The organism is Thalassospira profundimaris (assembly GCF_003326795.1).
Taxonomy (GTDB): domain Bacteria; phylum Pseudomonadota; class Alphaproteobacteria; order Rhodospirillales; family Thalassospiraceae; genus Thalassospira; species Thalassospira profundimaris_C.
Genome location: NZ_JPWI01000016.1, coordinates 24,635 through 45,112, shown reverse-complemented (window position 1 = coordinate 45,112; position 20,478 = coordinate 24,635). Strand labels below are relative to the sequence as shown.

At 52.3% G+C, this 20,478-nt stretch carries 18 protein-coding genes; 5 read left to right on the top strand and 13 right to left on the bottom strand.

Annotation, left to right across the window (positions count from 1 at the left end):
• Positions 1–4: 4 nt before the first annotated feature.
• Complete coding sequence (locus TH30_RS19595) at positions 5–403, top strand: NUDIX domain-containing protein (protein ID WP_258548801.1); 399 nt, start codon at positions 5–7, stop codon at positions 401–403.
• Here the strand turns inward: TH30_RS19595 and TH30_RS19590 are convergent, their stop codons facing one another.
• Complete coding sequence (locus tag TH30_RS19590; protein WP_114099770.1) at positions 404–931, bottom strand: YchJ family protein; 528 nt, start codon at positions 929–931, stop codon at positions 404–406.
• A 625-nt stretch (positions 932–1,556) separates the two neighbouring features.
• On the opposite strand from TH30_RS19590, the gene rpoH reads away from it, so the two are divergent.
• Positions 1,557–2,426, top strand: a complete 870-nt coding sequence (gene rpoH, locus TH30_RS19585) for an RNA polymerase sigma factor RpoH (RefSeq protein WP_114099769.1) — start codon at positions 1,557–1,559, stop codon at positions 2,424–2,426.
• Positions 2,427–2,525: 99 nt separating this feature from the next.
• On the opposite strand, the gene TH30_RS19580 is transcribed toward rpoH, so the two are convergent.
• Together TH30_RS19580 and TH30_RS19575 are read right to left on the bottom strand one after the other, a co-directional pair.
• Complete coding sequence (locus TH30_RS19580; protein ID WP_114099827.1) at positions 2,526–2,978, bottom strand: NUDIX hydrolase; 453 nt, start codon at positions 2,976–2,978, stop codon at positions 2,526–2,528.
• The gene (locus tag TH30_RS19575) at positions 2,959–3,264 is read right to left on the bottom strand and encodes a hypothetical protein (RefSeq protein WP_258548800.1); all 306 of its coding nucleotides are present in this window, start codon (positions 3,262–3,264) and stop codon (positions 2,959–2,961) included. Before TH30_RS19575 ends, TH30_RS19580 begins: the two co-directional genes overlap by 20 nt.
• A gap of 169 nt (positions 3,265–3,433) precedes the next feature.
• Between TH30_RS19575 and TH30_RS19570 the strand changes: the two genes are divergently transcribed.
• Positions 3,434–4,300: a DUF502 domain-containing protein gene (locus TH30_RS19570; protein WP_114099768.1), complete on the top strand. Its 867-nt coding sequence runs from the start codon at positions 3,434–3,436 to the stop codon at positions 4,298–4,300.
• 78 nt (positions 4,301–4,378) lie between these two features.
• On the opposite strand, the gene recG is transcribed toward TH30_RS19570, so the two are convergent.
• Positions 4,379–6,466: an ATP-dependent DNA helicase RecG gene (gene recG, locus TH30_RS19565; protein ID WP_114099767.1), complete on the bottom strand. Its 2,088-nt coding sequence runs from the start codon at positions 6,464–6,466 to the stop codon at positions 4,379–4,381.
• A gap of 229 nt (positions 6,467–6,695) precedes the next feature.
• Between recG and TH30_RS19555 the strand changes: the two genes are divergently transcribed.
• Entirely contained in the window at positions 6,696–6,968 is a 273-nt protein-coding gene (locus TH30_RS19555; RefSeq protein ID WP_114099765.1) for an FAD assembly factor SdhE, read from the top strand.
• 7 nt (positions 6,969–6,975) lie between these two features.
• Positions 6,976–10,473, top strand: coding sequence for a transcription-repair coupling factor (gene mfd, locus TH30_RS19550; RefSeq protein ID WP_114099764.1), 3,498 nt, complete (start codon positions 6,976–6,978; stop codon positions 10,471–10,473).
• A 58-nt stretch (positions 10,474–10,531) separates the two neighbouring features.
• On the opposite strand, the gene TH30_RS19545 is transcribed toward mfd, so the two are convergent.
• From TH30_RS19545 to TH30_RS19505, 9 genes are all read right to left on the bottom strand, one after another.
• Entirely contained in the window at positions 10,532–11,230 is a 699-nt protein-coding gene (locus tag TH30_RS19545; RefSeq protein ID WP_258548799.1) for a DsbA family oxidoreductase, read from the bottom strand.
• The gene (locus tag TH30_RS19540; protein ID WP_114099763.1) at positions 11,223–12,446 is read right to left on the bottom strand and encodes a phosphopentomutase; all 1,224 of its coding nucleotides are present in this window, start codon (positions 12,444–12,446) and stop codon (positions 11,223–11,225) included. Before TH30_RS19540 ends, TH30_RS19545 begins: the two co-directional genes overlap by 8 nt.
• 76 nt (positions 12,447–12,522) lie before the next feature.
• Complete coding sequence (gene deoC / locus TH30_RS19535; protein ID WP_114099762.1) at positions 12,523–13,356, bottom strand: deoxyribose-phosphate aldolase; 834 nt, start codon at positions 13,354–13,356, stop codon at positions 12,523–12,525.
• A gap of 235 nt (positions 13,357–13,591) precedes the next feature.
• The gene (locus TH30_RS19530; protein ID WP_114099761.1) at positions 13,592–14,731 is read right to left on the bottom strand and encodes a succinylglutamate desuccinylase/aspartoacylase family protein; all 1,140 of its coding nucleotides are present in this window, start codon (positions 14,729–14,731) and stop codon (positions 13,592–13,594) included.
• A 116-nt stretch (positions 14,732–14,847) separates the two neighbouring features.
• Positions 14,848–15,591, bottom strand: coding sequence for an ABC transporter permease (locus TH30_RS19525; protein ID WP_114099760.1), 744 nt, complete (start codon positions 15,589–15,591; stop codon positions 14,848–14,850).
• Positions 15,592–15,594: 3 nt separating this feature from the next.
• A complete protein-coding gene (locus TH30_RS19520; protein WP_114099759.1) occupies positions 15,595–16,287 on the bottom strand; it encodes an ABC transporter permease in 693 nt (230 codons plus the stop codon).
• Positions 16,288–16,399: 112 nt separating this feature from the next.
• A complete protein-coding gene (locus tag TH30_RS19515) occupies positions 16,400–17,197 on the bottom strand; it encodes a transporter substrate-binding domain-containing protein (RefSeq protein ID WP_114099758.1) in 798 nt (265 codons plus the stop codon).
• Between the two features lie 89 nt (positions 17,198–17,286).
• Positions 17,287–18,060 (bottom strand): ABC transporter ATP-binding protein, encoded by a 774-nt coding sequence (locus TH30_RS19510; RefSeq protein ID WP_114099757.1) that lies wholly within the window; start codon positions 18,058–18,060, stop codon positions 17,287–17,289.
• A 395-nt stretch (positions 18,061–18,455) separates the two neighbouring features.
• The gene (locus TH30_RS19505) at positions 18,456–20,402 is read right to left on the bottom strand and encodes a methyl-accepting chemotaxis protein (RefSeq protein WP_114099825.1); all 1,947 of its coding nucleotides are present in this window, start codon (positions 20,400–20,402) and stop codon (positions 18,456–18,458) included.
• Positions 20,403–20,478: the final 76 nt, after the last annotated feature.

The following is a 20,478-nucleotide window of genomic DNA, read 5'->3' as shown; positions in this document are numbered from 1 at the left end:
GCGCATGGGGCAAAGCTATAACGTTCAGGATTGTTCCTATGCCGTGATCCGAAATGGCGAGGGAAAGTTTGCCGTGGCGCGCACACCAAAGGGTATTGTTCTTCTGGGTGGGGGCGTTGAGCATGGCGAAAGCGAACAGGATGCACTTTATCGCGAGGCCTATGAGGAATCCGGATATCGGATCAACATTGTTTCGCGCCTTGGTTTTGCATCCCAATATGTCAATAATCCGGCCAAAGGACGCTATCGGCTAAAACGCGGGACCTTTTTTGAATGTGAACTGCGCGAAAAGCTTGGTCCGCCTGTTGATGACGATCATGAACTAATCTGGCTTTCCTACGAAGATGCCCACGCAAGTTTGATCCGCCCGTTTCATAAATGGGCCATCGAATTCATGCGCTAGTCAGCCGCAACACTTCTTGAATTTCTTGCCGGAACCACACGGGCAGGGGTCGTTTCGGCCCACCTTTTCCAAAGTGGGTTTGCCGTCCTGTAAAGACGCACCTTCGCTATGTTGTTTTGTGTCTCCGGGAAAAATACCATCGACATAAAACCATTTTCCATCACGGCGTTCGAAGTTCGAACGTTCATGAAGCTGGTATGTCTGACCATTTTCAACAAAGCTTGCGATGAATTCGACAATGCCGGTTTGATCAAATATTCCACCGGCAACCCGGTCGACAATCTCCAGTCCGGTCCAGTGTGTTTGATCCCGGCCAATGCTGTCCCCGTCAAAACCTCTGCGATTTTCTTTAGCCAGTGTCGCAGCCAGGTAATCACCATTGCGAAGAACAAACGCTGTGTAACGCGATCGCATCAGTTTCTCGGCAGTTTCGGCAAAACTGCGCCCCGAATGATACAGACCACAGCAGTGATCATAAGGTCTGGAGCTTCCACACGGGCAGGACGGCGTGGGTAAATGGTCTGGCATGATGTGTCCCGGTTACCAGCAAAACAGGAATGTTCGCGACACTACAATAAGTGTCCCTTTGATGCCAGATCAGGAAGTCTGGTGTTTACCTTTCGGTCACCCGATACCGGTGTATTTGACCATAGGTCACCAGTTCTATCGAATTTGGACAGCTTGCCTTTGTTTCGCCTTATATCGATTTTACCGTGAATTGTTGGCGTTTTGAGTACCTGACAGCGCTTGTCAGTTATCTTTTCTAAAATGCTGATATCGGTTGATTAATATAACTGAAACTCTGGTCAGAAGTTCTTGACTGATTTGGTCGGGATTAGATATATTAAGCAATGCGGGTGGGGGCCCAAAGGCACCGCCGGATCAACGTCCGGCCTATTGGCGGACATGTAAATTGTCGATTTGCTTCATGTAAGGATGAGACACCATGAATGAACTTCTTATTAGCGTCTGCTGTCCTCTTCCATAGGTCTCTATGGAATGAATATGCGACCGGACCAATCAGCTTTCCCAAAAAATCCGGTCGTCCAAGTGAATAAATTCACAACCGACAGTGTTTGCGCGTCATCTAACCTATGACGGACTCCGTATTCAATACAGATGTCGACGCGTGAACCTCTCAGGAGGACATATAATGAGCGCCATTAAATTACCTGCAGTATCTCTGGAAGACGGTTTCTCGGGCTATCTCCGTGAAGTCTGGAAGTTTCCAATGCTTACTGCGGACGAAGAATACATGCTGGCCCACCGTTATCAGGACCATGATGACACCGCGGCTGCCCATAAACTTGTCACCAGTCACTTGCGTCTGGTCGCCAAGATCGCATTCGGTTACCGCGGTTATGGCCTGCCGATGGCTGACCTTGTTGCCGAAGGCAATACCGGCCTGATGCGTGCGGTTCAGAAATTCGATCCGGAACGCGGCTTCCGTCTGTCGACCTATGCGATGTGGTGGATCCGTGCTGCGGTTACGGAATACATTCTGCAGAGCTGGTCGATGGTCAAACTTGGAACCATGGCAGCCCAGAAGAAGCTGTTCTTCAGTCTGCGCAAGGCAAAACGTCAGCTTAACATCTATGACAATGGTGAATTGTCGCCCGAAGAAGCTGATCAGGTTGCCGAAAAGCTTGGTGTAACCGGTCGTGAAGCGCTTGAAATGAACCGCCGTCTTGCGGCACGTGATTTCTCGCTCAACACGCCGATGCCAAAAGACGAGGGGATGGAATATCTTGATACCCTGTCTTCGGATGCGCCGAGCCCGGAAGCCATTGTTGCCGATGCCGAAGAACGTGTTCTTCATAACGGCATGCTGAAAAACGCACTTGGCGAGTTGCCTGAACGTGAACAGGAAATCATCAAGGCCCGTTTCCTGAGCGATGACCCGATCACCCTTGAGAAACTGGGTGAACGCTTCGGTGTCAGCCGCGAACGTGTCCGCCAGCTTGAAGCACGTGCATTCAAGAAACTTCAGGAAAGCGTTCTGCTGCAACATGCCGCTGCATGATCCTGACGTTCCTCGGAAACAACAAAAGGCGGCATCATGGAGATGTCGCCTTTTTTGTATGAATATCAGCCCAAGTAACGTAACGACCGGGAAGGGCGCTTAGCGGCCTTCAAGAATGGTGCGTGATTTGGCAATGATGTCGATGGTCTTGTTCCAGAGATTGTAATTTGTGACCTCGTTCACCTTCACCCATTTGGCATCTGCGGCATCACCGCCAAGGCTGATATCGGGATTAAGCGCAACGGCCACAAAATCAATCAGGGTATAGTGATATTCAACCTTGTCTTCTTCGGTATGCGCAATCAGATCGACTGTATCGACCAGGATCGGACTGGAAATCTTGACGCCGGTTTCTTCCATGACTTCACGACAAACAGCATCGCGCACCGTTTCGCCCAGTTCCTGCGCACCGCCAGGGATGCTCCAGCTGCCGATATTGGGTTCCTTGCCGCGCTGGATCAGCAGAACATGATCCTGATGCCAGACAACAGCCCCAACGCCGATGATCGGGCGTGGTAAAAAGGTTCGCTCATCAAGCTCGGAAATCGTCATCATCATCTTCCAAATCATCGTCCGGATCAGGGACTTCGTGAACTACTTTTCCGGTCATCTCGCGGGCGCGGATACCCGGTGTACCAAGAAACTGATCTTCCGATTCCGGATGCAGGGACATCACGAAATCCTTGGCCGGCGCATCGCCAATCGCAAACTGACGCGCCGTTTCGTAATCAGGGGCGCGCACCTTGGCAGTTTTCACCCCGACCGAACCATCTTCATCGTAAATATATTCGATAATCCAGACCTGCAAAACGTCTCCATACCGGTTCTGTTTAACCATTTGCGGTTTGTTTGGTTGCGCCGCAAACTTGATTACTGCTATCACTTCAGGAAACGGGTAAACCGATCCAATGTCGCAGCATTGCCATATTCTTACTTACAAATACCAAATGCCAAAGGCTATTCTTGTAAAGGAGCATTTGGTTGCGGCACTTCAGCACAGGTGATCAATGAACGCCAAGCGCGATGATACCAATGATACGGAAAATCAGGGTTCCGGTCATACACTTCCAAGCCCGGGCCTTTTTGCCCGTATGCGGGCATATTTCCTGACCGGCATTCTCGTAAGCGCGCCACTTGCAATTACCTTCGGCTTGGCCTGGTGGTTTATCGAATTCGTCGACAGCAAGGTTATCCCGCTGATCCCGGCACATTACAATCCGGAAACCTATTTACCGGATGGTTATCAGGATTATGGTATTCCGGGACTTGGATTGCTGGTTATTCTGGTCTTCATTACCGTTGTTGGCTGGTTCACCACGAACTTTGCCGGACGGGCGCTGATCAAGCTTTACGAGCGCATTCTTGGCCGCATTCCGGCAGTACGCAGCATCTATAGTGCTGTAAAACAGATCCTTGAAACTGTTCTGGCCAACCAGTCCAATGCGTTTCGTCAGGCGGTGTTACTTGAATATCCGCGTCGTGGCATGTGGGCAATCGGCTTTATTACCGGTGAAACCAAGGGCGAGGTCCAGCACCTTACCGAAGATACGGTGATCAATATCTTCTTGCCAACGACACCAAACCCAACGTCGGGATTCTTGTTGTTCGTCCCGCGTGGAGATATTGTGATCCTTGATATGACCGTTGAAGAAGCCATCAAGATGGTGATGTCAGGCGGTATTGTGACCCCGCCGGATCGCCGTCCGATTGAAGAACAGAAGCAGCCAAAAGTTGCTGCCAAGACATATGAGGATGTCGATGTTCTCCGCGAAAAGGAGAATGTCCCCATTCTGGTTTCGCGCGATATTCCGGCCCGGATCGACACCGATGAAAGTGCATCATCGAAAGACGGTAAAACACGCGAAGACGCCTGATTATCCGCCACAAATGACAGAACAAAAAAACAAGGGCGCTTTTTACAAGCGCCCTTGTTGTAGCTGTCCAGTTTCGATCTAGCCCGATCTGAAATATCGTACAGCCTCATCGCGTTCAAACAGATAAAGCAATAATCGTAGCGCTTCACCACGGGCTTTCTGAAGATCAGGATCCCGGTCCACAATCAGGCGCGCATCGTCACGCGCAATCGCCAGCAAATCACCATGCAGCTCCAGATTGGCCAACCGGTATTCCTGAAGCCCGCTTTGGCGGGTACCAAGAACTTCGCCCGCGCCACGTAATTTCAGGTCTTCCTCGGCAATGATGAACCCGTCCTCTGTCTCGCGCATGATCTTCAGGCGCGCCTTGGAAACTTGACCCAGCGGGCTGCCATACAAAAGCAAACAGGTCGATGCCGCATCACCACGACCAATGCGTCCCCGCAACTGATGGAGCTGGGCCAGACCAAACCGTTCAGAATGCTCGATCACCATAATGGTGGCTTCGGGCACATTAACGCCGACCTCAATCACGGTCGTTGCAACAAGAATGGACGTATCCCCATGGGCGAAACGTTCCATCACCTCGTCTTTTTCCTTACCCTTCATCTTGCCGTGAACAAGACCAACCCGGCTTTCACCGAACAGCTCTACGAGAACTCGATAACGTTCTTCTGCGGCCTGAAGGTCAAGGATTTCGGAATCTTCCACCAACGGACAGACCCAATAGATTTTGGTGCCTGTGCGCATGGCGCGTCCGATGCCCGAAATCACATCATCAACCTTGTCGATGGGAAGAACACGGGTATCAACCGGCTTTCTTCCGGGCGGCTTTTCATCCAGACGCGATACTTCCATATCCCCGAATGCCGTAAGGGTAAGGGTGCGCGGGATCGGCGTTGCTGTCATGACCAGTACATCGACGGCTTGTCCTTTGCCCGCCAGCATCAGGCGCTGATGGACACCAAAGCGATGCTGTTCGTCGACAACTGCAAATGCAAGGTCCCTGAAAATGACGTCTTCCTGGAACAGGGCATGGGTGCCGACTGCGATCTGAATATCCCCGTTGGCAAATCCTTCTAGCGATGCCTTGCGGGACTTTCCCTTATCGCGCCCGGTCAGAATGGCACAAGTCACACCGATCTGTTCAAGCAAGGGGGAAATGGTTTCAAAATGCTGTCGGGCAAGAATTTCAGTCGGGGCCATCAGGGCGGCCTGACGTCCGCATTCAACAGCATTAAGCATCGCCATCAGTGCAACAACGGTTTTCCCCGATCCGACATCCCCTTGCAAAAGGCGCAACATGCGTCCTTCACTCGCCATATCGGCATAGATATCCTTAAGCGCACGGTGCTGTGCGCCCGTCATGGCAAAGGGCAGGTTGCCTGACAAGGCATCACGCAATTTGCCGTCACCTTGTGTGACCCGCCCACCCAATTTGCGCATCTTTGCCCGTATCAGCGCCAGTGCCAGTTGATTGGCCAGCAATTCATCATAGGCAAGCCGTTTGCGCGCCGGATGATCCGGTGACAGATCAGCTTCATCTTGCGGATTATGAGCAGTATGAAGGGCAGTCTTCAAATCGGGCCATTTGTGTCGCGCCACCAGTGCCGGATCATGCCATTCTGGCAAATCCGGAACCGTGGCAAGGGCTGCGCGCGCGGCCTTGGTCAAAGTCTTGCCCGTTACACCGGCCGACATCGGATAAACCGGCTCAACCGTCTGGATGTCGTCTCGCTCGGCCTCGGTACCGATACGGTCAGGGTGGGTGATTTGATATTCGCCGCGATAATGATCGATCTTGCCTGATACGATGCGCTTTTCGCCAACCGGCAGGACATCGTTCAGATATTTTGCCCGCGCATTGAAAAATGCCAGCACAACAGGGCCACTGAGCGCTTTACAGATCACCCGATAGGGACGCCGACGATTTGGCGACGGATCGTGCCGCTCGACCCAGACATCAAGAGTCACAATCGACCCGTCAATGGTTTCAGAAAGGGGCGGCGAAAAACGACGGTCAATGATCCCGGATGGTAAATGCCACAGCAAATCTGCCACATGTTCCCCGCCAATCAGCCGCTCGACCAGCGGTTTCAGCCGCGGACCAATGCCTGCCAGCGTGTCTATTTCAGCAAAAAGAGGGAACAGAATTTCCGGGCGCATGTCGGTTTTCGTTGCAACTTTCGATGAGAACGTTAATAGAACAATTATGTTTATGGCACGGGTATACAACAAAATTATCGCGGGACAACCTGCAAGTCACGAATTGATGCAAAATCAACTGATCGCAGCATGGACCGCGACCGTATTTTGCCGTACAAACCAAGCCACAGAATTGCCTGCAGACGCCCGCCCACCGGGTGCTGCAACGAGTTAAATCAGGAGATCGACCATGACTGACAACATTTCGGAACTCGAAATGCGTCGTAAAAAGCTGTTGTTCCGCGGGGGCCATCGCGGCACCAAGGAAAACGATATCCTGATGGGCCGCTTTATGGACAAACACCTGAGCACCCTGACCGAGGAACAGCTTGATACGTTCGAGGCCCTGATCAATGAAGTGCCCGATGCGGACTTCTTCAAATGGGCCACTGGCAAGGAACAAGCCCCGGCGCAGTATGATACTGATGTACTGCGCATGATTAGGGATCTGAGCAACGCCTGATAAAGCATTGAACAAAATCAAAGAAATCATATCGACCAAAGGTCGCAAACGTGTCGGCGGCGTCCCGGAGGGATCAGACGCGCTGATTTTGCGTGAATTGCTCGACGCGGCCGGAACCAACAAAACGGTTCTGCATGTCGCACGCGATGACAAACGCATGTCTCAACTGGCAGAAGCCTTGCGTTTCTTTGCCGGGGAAGTCGAAGTGCTTACACTTCCGGCTTGGGACTGTTTGCCATATGACAGGGTTTCGCCGATTGCCGAAGTGACAGCACGGCGTATCGAGACGCTGACGGTTCTGGCCGAAGGGGCCGCACCACAGGCCGGACAGGGACGCATCGTTCTGACCACTGCGGCCGCTGCCATGCAGCGGGTTCCGCGCGTTGATGTGATGCGGAACGGCAAGCTCGCCTTCAAGGCAGGCACTGAATATGACCGGGCCGATCTTACCGCATATTTTGAGCGTATGGGCTATAACCGCGCCGAACAGGTCATGGAACCGGGCGACTATGCCGTACGCGGTGACATTGTCGATATCTTTGCGCCGGGAATGAAAGACCCGGTACGCCTTGATTTCTTTGGTGACGAGATTGAAAGCATTCGGCGCTTTGATGTTGAAAGCCAGCGAACGATTGGCAAGGTCAAGGAAATTGCACTGCTGCCGGTTGGCGAAGTGTTTCTGGATCCGGACAGCATTTCACGTTTCCGAAGCGGATATCGCGAACTGTTCGGGGCTGTGTCGCAAACAGATCCCCTTTATGAATCGATTTCAAACGGCCTGAAATACGGTGGTATGGAACATTGGTTGCCATTGTTCCATGACGGTCTGGATACGATCTTTGCCTATTTGCCTGATGTGATCGTAACCCTTGATTATCAGTATGCGGAAGTGATCGAAAATCGTCTGGAGATGATTGACGATTACTATCAGGCGCGACTGAACATCAAGGGCGGCGGCCTTTCGGGCGATAATGTCTATAAACCGGTGCCAACCGAACGGCTGTATCTGGATCAGGCGGAATTTGACCGCATGCTCGCCGATCGCGTGGTTCTGGAATATTCGCCATATTACGATGATGAAAATCCCGAACGTGGCATTTTCGATCTGGGTGCGCGGGCAGGGCGCGATTTCGGGGATGTCCGGGCGCGCGCAGATACCAACCTTTATGACGAGTTGCGTGATTTTATCACGGCCCAGCGTGGCAAGGAAAATCAGGTTGTCATCGCAGCATATTCCGACGGTTCACGCGATCGTATGGTTTCGCTTTTGCGCGAACATGGCGTAGGCAAGGTCGTTAATTGTGAGTGCTGGGAAGATATCACTGATGACCTGACCCATGAGCATGTCGCGGTTGTTATCCTTGATATCGAACGCGGTTTCCGTCGTCAGGGTCTTTGGTTTGTTACAGAACAGGATATCCTTGGCGACCGCATGAGCCGCCCGGGCGGACGCCGCCGCAAGGCCGATAACTTCCTGCGCGAAGCATCCGAAATTTCCGAAGGCGATCTTGTCGTTCACCTTGAACACGGTATCGGACGGTATCTTGGCCTGAAAACAGTGACGGCTGGCGGTGCGCCGCATGATTGTCTTGAGCTTGAATATGATGGCGGCGACAAGCTGTTTGTCCCGGTCGAGAATATCGAGGTCCTGTCACGATATGGCTCGGACGAGGGGATTTCTATCCTTGATAAGCTCGGCGGTGTTGCCTGGCAGGCCCGCAAGGCCAAGCTACGTGAACGTATCCGTGACATGGCAGGCAAGCTGATCAAGGTCGCCGCCGAACGCCATCTGCGCAAAGGGGCACAATTGCAAGCGCCCGAAGGCAGCTATGACGAGTTTTGTGCAAGTTTCCCGTTTGCCGAGACAGAAGACCAGGCGCGCGCCATCCGTGATACCCTTGATGATCTTGCCGCGGGCAAACCGATGGATCGACTTGTCTGTGGGGATGTCGGCTTTGGAAAGACCGAGGTCGCAATGCGGGCGGCCTTTGCCGCTGTCATGTCCGGTAAACAGGTGGCAATTGTTGCCCCGACGACCTTGCTGTGTCGTCAGCATTATCTGAACTTCAAGCAGCGCTTTGACGGGCTTCCGGTGCGGGTAGAGCAACTTTCACGTCTGGTGACCGGCAAGAATGCCAAACTGGTCAAGGAAAACCTTGAAAGCGGCCATGTCGATATTGTCTGTGGCACGCATGCCCTTTTGGGCAATGGTGTGCATTTCAAGGATCTGGGACTTCTTATCATCGACGAAGAACAGCATTTCGGCGTCAAGCATAAGGAACGCCTGAAAGAACTGAAGTCCGATGTTCACGTTCTGACCCTGACCGCAACCCCGATCCCCAGAACGCTGCAACTGGCGCTTACCGGGGTCAAGGAGCTGTCGATTATTGCGACCCCGCCTGTCGATCGTCTGGCGGTGCGGACCTATATCACGCCATACGATCCGGTTGTGGTCCGCGAAGCCATTTTGCGTGAACGCCATCGCGGAGGGCAGATTTTCTATGTCTGCCCGCGTGTAAATGAGCTTGGCCGGGTCGCCAAGGAACTTGAAAACCTTGTACCGGAGATCAAGTTTGACGTTGCACATGGCCAGATGGGTGCGCGCGATCTCGAACAGGTCATGACTGACTTTACTGATCGCAAGTTTGATCTGTTGCTTGCAACGAACATTATTGAATCCGGGATTGATGTTCCGAACGCCAACACCATGATCATTCACCGGGCGGACATGTTTGGTCTGGCGCAGCTTTATCAGTTACGCGGGCGCATTGGACGTTCAAAGCAGCGCGCATATGCCTATCTGACACTTCCGAACGGGAAAAAGCTTACAGCAACGGCGTTGAAGCGCCTTGAAGTGATGCAGACGCTTGATAGCCTCGGCGCTGGCTTCAACCTTGCCAGCCACGATCTTGATATTCGCGGGGCAGGGAACCTGCTTGGCGAAGAACAATCAGGGCATATCAAGGAAGTGGGGATCGAGCTTTATCAGCAGATGATCGAAGAAGCTGTGGCCGAGGCCAAAGGCGAAATTGATGCATCCGAAGAAGCAAGCTTTGTCCCCCAGATCAATATCGGCATGCCCGTCCTGATACCGGACCGTTATGTTCCGGATCTGGGTGTCCGACTGGGACTTTATCGCCGTATTTCGGAACTGAGATCACGCGAAGAGGTAGATCAGTTCGCCGCCGAGATGATTGACCGGTTTGGCAAACTGCCCAAGGAAGTTGAAAACCTTCTGGATGTTGTGACGATCAAACAATGGTGCCGTGTCGCCAATATCGAGAAGCTCGATGCAGGGCCAAAAGGTGCGCTGATCACGTTGCGAAATAACGAGTTCCCGAACCCGGCAGGCCTGATCGGCTTCATTCAGCAACAGGTCGGACAGGCACGGCTTCGACCGGATCACAAGATTGTTTATGCAGCGGGTTGGGATGGACCAACGGATCGCCTTGAAGGCTTGAAACGTCTGATGAAGCGATTGTCCGACATCGCAGTATCAACATAAAGAAAAGGCGGGTAACGTGATGTTATCCCGCCTTTTTTTAATAATGTTCATGATTGTCTTAGACCGGTATTTCTTCCTGTCGGGCCAACCGGATCATCCGTTGCAAGATGTCGGGTTCCTGTGCACCAGACAGCGCATGACGACCGTTAAAAAGGAAGCACGGCACACCGGTTACGCCCATCTGATGGGCCACACGGTTTTCCTGACCGACAAACTCGCGATCCATATCACCAACAAGATACTCAAGGATTTCAGTGCGATCTTCGCCGTGCTTCACCGCAATTTCGGCAAGCAGATCAATATCGCCGATATCCTGACCTTTCAGGAAATAGGCAACAAACAGATCTTCGACCAATGCATTGCCGACAGCGGGCCGTTCAGCGCAAACCTTGTAGATCAGACGATGTGAGTCTGTAGAATCCGGCGTAACCCTGATTTGATCAAATTTGAAATCAATTCCGACCGCCGCACCGGCATCTTCGATTGCCTTATAGACCCGTGCAGCACTTTCCGAACCACCGAACTTTGCTGACAGATAAAGCTTCCGGTCAATGCCACCACTTGGCATGTCCGGGTTGAGCAGGAAAGGACGCCAATTGATGATCAGGTTATCAAGCTTTTCCCGCGCCAATGCTTTTTCAAGACGTTTTTTGCCGATATAGCACCACGGACAAATGGTGTCGACGATCGCCTCGATCCTGATCGGCGACATTGATGGTTCAATTTGTCCGGCCTGCCAGTTCATAAGATCATCCATTCAAAAATGAAGTGCCGACCGGAAGTGGTGCGATGCCAAGGTGATCGGCAACGGTTTGACCTATATCGGCAAAGGTTTCGCGCATTCCGAACGGTCCCGGGGCAATGGCCGGTCCAAAAGCAAGGATAGGCACAAATTCACGCGTATGGTCATTGCCGCGCCATGTCGGGTCACAGCCATGATCGGCGGTAATAATCACCAGATCACCGGGTTTCAAAACCGCACGCAATTCCGGAATACGTTTATCGAACTCTTCAAGCGCGTTGGCATAACCCGACACATCCCGACGGTGACCGAATTCCATGTCGAAGTCTACCAGGTTGGTGAACACGATGCTGTTATCGGGGGCTTCGCTGATTTCACCCATCATCGCATCAAAAAGCGCCATATTTCCGGACGCCTTGACCTTTTTGGCAATGCCCCGATGGGCATAGATATCAGCAATCTTGCCAACCGAAACCACATTGCCACCGGCTGCACTGAACTGGTCAAGCAAGGTGGGCTTGGGCGGCGGGACGGCAAGATCACGACGGTTCGACGTCCGTTTGAAAGTTTCCGGACTTTCGCCAACGAACGGACGGGCAATCACACGGCCGATATTGTAGGGCTCTACAAGTTTGAAGGCGATTTCACACATTTCATACAGGCGGTCGAGCCCGAAATGTTCTTCATGTGCGGCAATCTGAAACACGCTGTCGGCGGAGGTATAACAAATCGGCTTGCCGGTTTTGATATGTTCTTCGCCAAGTTCGGCAATGATTGTTGTACCGGATGCATGACAGTTGCCAAGAATTCCCGGAAGATTGGCCTGCTGGATCAGAGCATCGGTCAGTTCTTGTGGAAAGGTCGGCACCGTCATCGGGAAATAACCCCAATCGAAATCAACCGGCACACCGGCGATTTCCCAATGCCCGCTTGGCGTATCCTTCCCGCGCGAAAGTTCCTTGGCATGGCCAAAGGCACCAATCATCGCACCGCCATGATCAAGTCCGGGCGGTACACGACCGGTAGCGTCCTTGGCCGCTTCACCAAGGCCAAGCGCAACCATATTGGGAATATTGAGCGGCCCGCTACGCTGATCATTATTAGCCAGCCCCTTGGCGCAATGTTCGGCAATATGACCAAGAGTATCCGATCCCTGATCACCGAATTTCGACGCATCCGGCGCGGAACCAATTCCAAAGCTGTCTGCAACGATAATGATGGCACGTGCCATTGATATCTTCCTTCAACGCAAATCATACAAGACCATTGTCTCGCAAATAGTCACTTGTTTCCGTAGTTGCCAGTTCTCAATAGTTTCCCGTTGCAGCAGGCGCATCAGAGGGTTTTGAGCCACATGTCTCAAGCAGGGCGGTCAATACACCGCTGGCGCCGAACCGGAATGTATCGGGTTTTGCCCAGCCATCTCCCATGATGTGATCGGCAATGGCGATATAAAGGGCGGCATCATCGGTGGTTTTAACCCCACCTGACGCCTTGAAACCAGCATCAAGACCGTCTTCTTCCCTGGCATCACGAATTGCGGTCAACATGGCAACTGCGGCCTCGGGCGTAGCACCGACTGGTACTTTCCCTGTCGAGGTTTTAACAAAGTTTGCGCCGTGCCTGATGGCAAGACGGGCTGCTTCATAAACCTTGTTCAGGTCCTCGAACTCGCCACTTTCAAGAATAACCTTCATGGTGGTCATCGGACCACATGCCATTCGGGTTGCATCAACCACATCTGCGGCAATGACGCTATCACCATCAAGGAATGCCTTATAGGGGAAAACCAGATCGACTTCGTCAGCCCCCTTGGAGACACAATCAGCCGTTTCATCGCCGATGCGCTGTGCATTGGTACCACCGGCAGGGAAATTGACGACTGTTGCCGTTTTAACACCTGATTTTCCAAGTGCCCGCCAGGACGTTTCGATAAACGGCGCATAAACACAAACGGCGGCTGTATTGCCCTCAGGTGTCTGGGCGCGCTTGCACAGTGCCTCGATGACCTCGGTCGTATCATCATCATTCAGACTGGTAAGGTCGAGAACGGAAATGGCACGACGTGCAGTATCAGCGTCCGCGACTGCCTTTTTGCGGGCAGCGGCAATTACGTCAGAAACAGTTTTCGGGTCGAACATCAAAACATCCTTGCAACGCGCCGGGCGCGGTTATTCTGTCAAGCGTCACCAGTATTTAAACTGACATCAAATGATGGCAATAACCGGATCAGCAAACTGGTCCGGCATAAAGATAAAGACGGATCAATCAATCGCCAAGAAGGTACTCAACCTTGTCTTGACAATCAATCAATCCGTCCCGAAACACAGTTTCAATCAGAACGATGGAAACGGCCCTGATCTGGTCCGCCGCCTCTTATTTTGACAGCAAAAGCTGGCCTTCTCGGCCCGGAAGCGGCTTGTCACCAGCTACCGAACACAGATAACCACCCGGCACGACCAGACGAATACCCAGACGGGAATACAAAACACCGTCGGTTTTGCTTGAGAACGGTGTTTTATTCCCCGTTTCGCAGTCCAGAATATAGCCAAGCTCCTGACCAGCCTTGACCTTTGCCCCGGCTTCGACACCAAACACGACCATACCGCCATGTGCTGCTGAAACGCGATCGACACCCGAAAGCGGTGTCGCATCACATTTGGCCTCGGGCAGGGGACCGGGATCGCCGGCAATCAGACCACGGCGCTGCAGGAACTTGAACAGATTTTCCGCATCCGGGATGGCAAATTCGTCATACACATCGCGATCACCGCGGAGTTCGATCGTTGTCGCCAAAGTCGCCATCGGGATCGGGAACTTGTTACCATAGGCCCGGCGTAGTTCGACCCACGGACGGCTAAATGCTTCGTCAAACGGGTTGTCACCGCTGATCTCGGCAATCAGTGAACATTCAGACCCGATCTGAGCTGAAAGATCAGCTGCATCTGGCCAGTTATGATCGCTGATATAGAGATGCATCGGCGCTTCCCAGTCACAATGCAGATCCATCACATAATCCGCATCAATGGCAAGTTCGGCCAGCGTAAGACGAAGATCCTGCAAATCAGTCAAAGGACTGACATCCTTGCGGTGCTGGGTAATCAGTTTGCGCAGCTCTGCACGGATCAGTTTGACGTTTTCATCGGCATCCTGACCAAGCTTGCCATCAACGGCATCAATCAGTGCAGCGCTAAGGTCGGGATAATGACGATTAAAATTCTGACCGCTGCGCAGCTCGAACCGGCCAAGCGGTTTCATATCTACGTACTGGGTAAACCCGATTGGATTGGCAAAGGGAACAACAACGATCTCGCCAGTGATTTCGCCTTTGGCGTCGGCCTCTTTCAGAAGGGTTTCAAGATGATGCAGGGTAATGACACCGGGCAACTCATCTGCGTGAAGGGCGGCCTGAAAATAGGCTTTGGGGCCTTGTCCGGCTTTGCCATAGCGGCGCACGGTAAGGGCACGGGAAGTTCCCATCTGCGGGCGCACGAGCTCAATGCGTTCTTCTTGCATTCTGATTTCCTGAATGTGGTGGCGTGGGGCAAAACAGCCCGGTGATCTCCAGGTTTCCCATTAAACAGATGGAAATAACCTTTCTTTGACCACCGGGCTGTTCGTGTTTCTGGTTATCAGGCGGATGCAGCTTTTGCGGTGCCTGGCTGTTTATCCTTGCGACGTTCGTTGCGGCGCAGATATCGCTCGATCCCCTTGAACCCGAAGGTCAGCGTATAGACGATGATCAAATAGATCACACCGGCTGAGATGAACGCTTCATAGGGAAGGGCAGTACGGGCCACGATTTTACGCGCGGCACCGGTAAGTTCCATCATCGTCACCGTAGAAGCCAGCGACGTTGCCTTCAGCGTGAAAATCACATCGTTGGTATAGGCAGGCCAAATCATCTGCCACATGCGCGGGAAAATGATCCGGCTATAGGTGGTCCATGGCGTCATGCCGCAGGCACGGGCGGCTTCAAGTTCGCCACTTGGGACATTCTGGATACCACCGCGCATGATTTCTGCAACATAGGCCGACGTATTGAGGACAAATGTCAGTAGGCAATACCAATAGGGGTTGCGAAGATAGGCCCAGCTCCAGTGATCCTGAATGCCGTCGATGTTCGAGATCAGCTGCCCGACCCCGTAATACATCATGAACAGCTGCCCGATCAGGGGGGTGCCGCGAAACACATAAATAAAGGCAAATGGTACGGCCTGAATCCAGAGTTTCTTGGAAACACGTGCAACGGCAAGCGGGATAGCCAAAAGCGTTCCGAATGTTACTGAAATAACCAGAAGCTCAATCGTCAGCAGAAAACCGCGCCAAAGCCAGGTATCGTATTTGCCAAGAACATATATCAGATCTTCAAACATCTTCTATGCCCTCGCAATACCGCGGGCAGCCCGCTTTTCAAGATAGTTGAAGGCAATAAGCGAAACTGTTGTAAATGAAAGAAACATCAGCATCGCCACAAGGTAGAAGGTAAAGGGTGCCTTGTCTGTCCCTGCGCCAATCGCAGCCTTGCGCATGATCTCTTCAACACCGACGACTGAAATAAGTGCGGTATCCTTGATCAGGACCTGAAACAGGTTGTTAAGCCCCGGCAAAGCAAAGCGCCAAAGTTGCGGCAATTTAATGCGAATGAAAATTTGCGAAGGCGTCATGCCGCATGCTGTTGCAGCCTCGATCTGGCCGATCGGAATGGATTGCATGGCTGCGCGGAAGACTTCTGAAGCAAACGCGCCCTGAACCAGTGCCAGTGCAGCCACACCAGACCAGAAAGCAGGGATGTCAACACGGGTCTCTTCGCCGGAAATCATCTCGGCGATATTCTGAACGGCGATCGTGCCGCCGAAATAGATCAATAAAATAACAAGAAGTTCAGGGATACCGCGAATAAGGACGGTGTAGCTTTCCCCGATAATACGAAGCGAACGATATGGCGACAGTTTCGCCGATGCGCCCAGCAAACCGATAATAATCATGAAAGGCAGAACGGTAAGGCAAAGCTGAACTGTAACCAGTCCCCCTTCAAGCATTTGCCATCCGCGGCCGTATAAATCGAGCATGGTTTCTCCAGCTTTCCTTGATGCTGAATACGTTTCAATCCGCTGATATGAAACGCGAAACAACAATAAGGGCGGGGCGGCAGATCAATGCCGCCCCGGAAATTTCAGCAGATCAATTCGGGTGCAGGTTGATCGCCGGGAAGTACTTTTTGTTCAGCTCGTCATAGGAGCCGTTTGCAAGCATTTCAGCCAGTGCCTTGTTAAGGATCTCTTTGAGGTCCTGGTCTTCCTGACGGATGCCGATGCCAGCACCATCACCGAACCACTCGCTCGGAGCGAACTGGTTGGAAACAAAGCCATAGCCTTTGGCTGCATCAGATTTCAGCCAATCATCAAGCGTACCTGAATCTGCGAGGGTCGCGTCAACACGGCCAGCGGTCAGGTCAAGAAGTGCCTCGTCCTGGGTGCCGTACATACGAATTTCAATGTTTGGGAAGTTGTCTTCAAGGAAGTTTGCATGGGTGGTCGAACGCTGTACGCCGATGACCATACCATCAAGCGCGTCTTCCATGACTTCGCCGTCTTTGTAAGCTTCAATTTTCATGGTGTCTTTACCAACGAAAACAGCAGGGGTGTTGCTGTAATAGTTGGTGAAGTCGATAGAACGCTTACGCTCTTCGGTGATCGACATCTGTGCGATGATCGCATCATATTTCTTTGCCAGAAGTCCCGGGATCATACCGTCCCAATCCTGAGCAACGATTTCGCATTCAATTTTAGCGGTTTCGCAAAGCTTGTTGGCAAAGTCTACATCAAAACCGATGAGTTTGCCGTTCTCGTCAACCATGTTGAACGGAGGATAGGCACCCTCGGTTGCGACAACAACCTTTTCCCACGCCGCATTTGCTGCTGATGCGCTCAGTGCGATACCAATAGCGGCAGCCGAAGCAACCTTGATCCAGTTTTTCATTCAAATTCTCCCTTGTAAATTGGAATGGCGCACAACCTCTTGCACCCATTCACGCGACCGTAACCTGTGTCGGAAACGGCCTGCCCAGATCAGAAATCGCGCTGAAGAAATTGCTTCATACGTTCCGATTTGGGGTTCTCGAATACATCCGTCGGATTGCCGTATTCTTCAACCCGACCCTGATGCAAATACATAACGTGGCTGGACACCCCCTTTGCGAAGCCCATTTCATGGGTCACAACCAGCATCGTGCGGCCTTCTTCGGCCAAATCCGTCATAACCTTCAACACTTCACCAACAAGCTCCGGGTCAAGTGCCGAAGTCGGCTCATCAAACAGAAGAACTTCTGGCTCTATCGCAAGCGCGCGTGCAATTGCGGCGCGCTGTTGCTGACCACCGGAAACATGACCCGGATAGTAATCGCGACGTTCATACATGCCGACCTTGTGCAGAAGTGCATCGGCGCGTTCGATGGCTTCCTTTTTGGGAACACCAAGAACATGCACAGGCGCTTCGATGACATTTTCCAGAATGGTCAGATGGCTCCAGAGGTTGAAGCTCTGGAACACCATCGCAAGCTTGGTGCGAATACGTTGGAGTTGTTTTTTGTCTGCAGCTTCCTGCGAACCGTCCTTAAGCGTCTTCATGCGAATAAGTTCGCCGTGGACGTGGACTTTACCCGCATTCGGGGTTTCAAGCAGATTGATGCACCGCAGGAACGTACTTTTGCCCGAGCCAGAGGAACCAATAATCGAAATCACGTCCCCGGTATGCGCCGTAAGGTCAATGCCTTTAAGGACTTCATGATCCCCAAAGCTTTTGATCATCCCTTCGACCTGTAGGGCGGGTATGTTTTTGCTCATAGCGAGTGAAAAGTTTCCCTGTTGAGAGTCTAAAATTTATTCGTCTTAGCATCTGACAAAGATGCTCCCCCACAAGACACGCTTTTATGCGCCTCTCATGGCATCAATAATTGCCCATGGATGATGCGTATTTCCACTGATTTTTTGCAGTTTTATGAATAAAGCTGTTGTTTCAATCGCTTAATTAACAGCGGACGTGATCGCGCCGCAAAAATCGTGCAGTACTACGTGATTTTACGCAATAAAAAACCACGCATATTTTGGGATAAATGCCCTTAGCCACAGACTCTTGCTTATTGTTGCCCGTAAATTCACCTGAAATACACAACACCATCGACCTCGTAGCGGATCGATGGTGTTTGTATTCGGGTGCGGGCAGGGTGTCAGTTTCTGCCCTAGTCGTTTTCGCGCACCGATTTCAGGAAGCCAAGAACTTCCTCTCGCAGCCTTTGAGCCAATTGCCGCATCTCCCGGGATGAGGTCAGCAGAGAGTTCGCCTCTTCGCTCACCATGCTTGATGCCTGCGATACAGCAGATACGTTTTGCGAGACTTCCTGTGTTCCCGATGCAGCGCGCTGAACACTATCTGCAATTTCACGGGTTGCAGCACCTTGCTGCTCGACGGCTGCGGCAATCGCATTGCAGAATTCGTTAATACGCTCAATGGTGGACGAGATTGATCCGATCTCGGAGACAGAACGATTTGACGACCCCTGAATACCATCAATCTGTGTCTGGATATCACCGGTCGCCTTGTCCGTCTGGTTGGCAAGGGATTTGACCTCTCCGGCGACGACGGCAAATCCTTTGCCTGCGTCACCAGCTCGGGCAGCTTCGATGGTTGCATTCAGGGCCAGCAGGTTCGTTTGTCCCGCGATATCCTGAATTAATCCCACTACCTGACCGATCCGCTCAGCCGCCTCGGCAAGTTCGGTCACTGTTGCTGTGGTGTTGTTAATGCCATCCACTGCTTCTGTTGCGACGTCAATTGACTGGGTAACCTGGGCGCCGATTTCACGAATGGCAGCAGAAAGTTCCTCGGTGGCCGATGCGACAGCCTGCACGTTTTCCGTCGTGATATTGGCCGCATTGGAAACGGCCGCCGCACGGTTTGTGGATTCCTCGGCATTGGCAGAAAGCTGGGTTGCGACCGATTGGGTTCGTTCAGCGGCATCGGCCACGGTTTCAACGATGGAAAGGACGCTTTTTTCAAAATTGTCTGCCATCTGATCAAGCGCACGTTTGCGCTCAAGGGCTGCTCGCTGGGTGGCCTGTTCATTCTCATGTGCCAGCCGGTCTACTTCGGCAGCATTGTTCTTGAAAACCAACACCGCGGCCGCCATGGCCCCGATTTCATCCTTAAGCTCCGTGCCGGGGACATCAACGTCTTTTTCGCCCCTGGCCAGACGGGTCATTGCCGAGGTCATGCTGAGAACCGGTCGAGAAACCCATCCGCGCACAAGAACTCCCATAAGCCCCATAATCGCAAGCACGGCAATGACGGCAGTAATGATTGCCGTGTAACGGAACTCTGTCAGGGATGCGTATGCAGCATCCCGATCAAGCGCAAAGCCAAGATACCAGTTTACAGATGGCAAACCTTTCACTTTGAAGAATGTGAATAGCAGATCGCCATTTCCCTCGATTACATTCTGCATGCCTTCGGTAACGGCCGGAGTGTTTTCAGGAAATACCTCGCTAATCGACTTCAGTGTGAAATCTGCATTCGGGTGAATGATCACCGTACCTTGGTCATTGACCAGAAATCCGTAACCAATGCCGCCCAGATCAATGCCGCGCACCAGATCACCCAGAATGGTGATGTTAATATCGCCACCGACCACACCAAGCAGTTTGGAACCATCAAATACCGGTGTCGTCGCGGTAACGATCAGCTGCCCGGTGGATGCGTCAGTGTAGGGTTCGGTAAGGGTGCTGTCACCGATGGCGACTGCGTCACTGTACCAAGGGCGTTTGCGTGGATCGTAATCAGCAGGCAATTCATCTGGTGGATACATCGTCATCACACCGTCCGCGCTGCCGAAATAGGAAAAGATAAATGACTCAGCCAGCGCCTGACCGCTGGCGATTTCACTGACCGTAGCAGGGGAGCTGTCTCGTGCAATATTATTGGCAAGGCTTTCGACCAAAAGCCTTCTGCCATCCAGCCAGTTCGAAATACCAGCTGTTGCAAGCGATCCGCTTTCGGTCAGCTTCGATTGCAGAGCTGTCTGTATGGATGTGCGCTGCTGATAATCAAAATACAGAATAAAGGCGACAAATGTCGCAACAACAATCATGGCCGCTGCCAGCAGGATTCTACTGCCGATATTTAACGACATTCCGCCATCCTCCAAAAGAATAATCCCCTTTGTGAGGTTGGGACGTTCCTTCGCGATTACAAGCGGTTGAAGCAAG